At 48.5% G+C, this 1,896-nt stretch carries 1 protein-coding gene and 1 tRNA gene; both read left to right on the forward strand.

All coding sequences use genetic code 11. The features are described from left to right. Positions 1-134 precede the first annotated feature (134 nt). A complete protein-coding gene (gene ndhD1, locus RMO35_RS10070) occupies positions 135-1,718 on the forward strand; it encodes a photosynthetic/respiratory NAD(P)H-quinone oxidoreductase subunit D1 (RefSeq protein WP_396135641.1) in 1,584 nt (527 codons plus the stop codon). Between the two features lie 101 nt (positions 1,719-1,819). Further along, a tRNA-Pro gene (locus tag RMO35_RS10075) sits at positions 1,820-1,893 on the forward strand. Positions 1,894-1,896 lie beyond the last annotated feature (3 nt).

Here is a 1,896-nt window from a genome sequence, read left to right on the forward strand (position 1 = left end):
CCACAGCGGCTAGCCGCTGGTGCGATCCCTCACCGAGAAGACGATCCTATCTCATCCGACAGATGTCGCGCCCATCCCATTTGTCGCAAAATATATTAACTAATCGATTGGGCACATCCCGATTTTAAATGCCTATGAATAGCTTCCCTTGGCTGACAACGATTATTATATTTCCAGTCCTCGCTTCGCTGGCGATCCCCATCATTCCTGATAAAGATGGGCGGACAGTCCGCTGGTACGCGCTGATCGTGGGCTTGATTGATTTTGTCCTATTAGTCTACACCTTTGCCAATAACTATGATATTCATAGCGATCGATTACAACTAGTCGAAAGTTATACTTGGATTCCCCAACTAGACCTGAGATGGTCGGTGGGCGTCGATGGGATTTCCATGCCACTCATTTTACTGACGGGCTTTATCAGTACCCTCGCAATTTTAGCAGCTTGGCCAGTCACCTTCAAACCCAAACTGTTTTACTTCTTGATGTTGGTGATGTATGGCGGACAGATTGCCGTCTTTGCCGTTCAAGACATGTTGCTATTTTTCCTCGTCTGGGAACTGGAACTGATTCCAGTCTATCTATTCCTCGCAATTTGGGGCGGGAAGAAGCGATTGTATGCTTCCACTAAATTTATCCTTTACACCGCTGGCGGCTCCCTATTCATCCTCGTCGCCGCCTTAGCAATGGGATTCTATGGCGATACGATCAGCTTTGATATGCGGACATTAGCAGCTAAGAATTATGCCCATAATTTCCAGCTATTTATGTATGCCGGGTTATTGATCGCCTATGGCGTGAAATTACCGATTATTCCCCTTCACACCTGGCTCCCTGACGCACATGGCGAAGCTACAGCACCCGTCCACATGCTGCTAGCTGGCGTATTGCTGAAGATGGGTGGTTATGCCCTGATTCGGATGAATGCTGGCATGTTACCCGACGCTCATGCGACCTTTGCACCAGTATTAGTCGTGCTGGGGGTCGTAAATATCGTCTATGCCGCCTTAACTTCCTTCGCGCAACGAAATCTCAAGCGGAAGATCGCTTATTCATCAATTTCACACATGGGCTTCGTGCTAATTGGAATTGCCTCCTTCACCGACTTAGGGATGAGTGGTGCCGTCTTGCAAATGGTATCCCACGGCTTGATTGGGGCGAGTTTATTTTTCCTAGTTGGCGCTACATACGATCGCACCCACACCCTGATGCTCGATGAAATGGGCGGTGTCGGTCAAAAGATGAAAAAGATTTTTGCGATGTTTATCGCGTGCTCGATGGCATCCCTCGCTTTACCCGGCATGAGCGGCTTCGTTGCCGAACTGATGGTATTTGTCGGTTTTAGCACCAGCGATGCCTACACGCCCCAGTTTAAACTCATCATGGTACTAATTGCCGCGATCGGAGTCGTACTCACGCCGATTTATCTGCTCTCGATGCTGCGAGAAATTTTCTACGGTGCCGAAAACAAAGAATTAGTCGAACATGAAGAGTTAGTCGATGCCGAACCCAGAGAGGTATTTATCATCGCCTGTCTGCTGGTACCGATTATCGGTGTCGGTTTTTATCCCAAACTCCTGACGCAGATTTACGACTCGACCACCACCACACTAACAGCACACCTCCGCGATTCCGTCCCGACGATCGCACATAAACCGTCTAATCCAGTCGCAATCGGTGAGTTTCAAGCAGCGCCAGCAATAATCGATCGATCGTGATTTAACTACTCACGGCAAGAAACTCGACTTCCAAGAAGTCGAGTTTCTGAACCTTCAATGCTTGGTACTTTTTATGATAGGATAGTAGATCTATACGTTATCGGGATGTAGCGCAGCTTGGTAGCGCACTGCTTTCGGGAAGCAGGGGTCGGAGGTTCAAATCCTCTCATCCCGATTA

The organism is Chamaesiphon sp. OTE_20_metabat_361 (assembly GCF_031364565.1).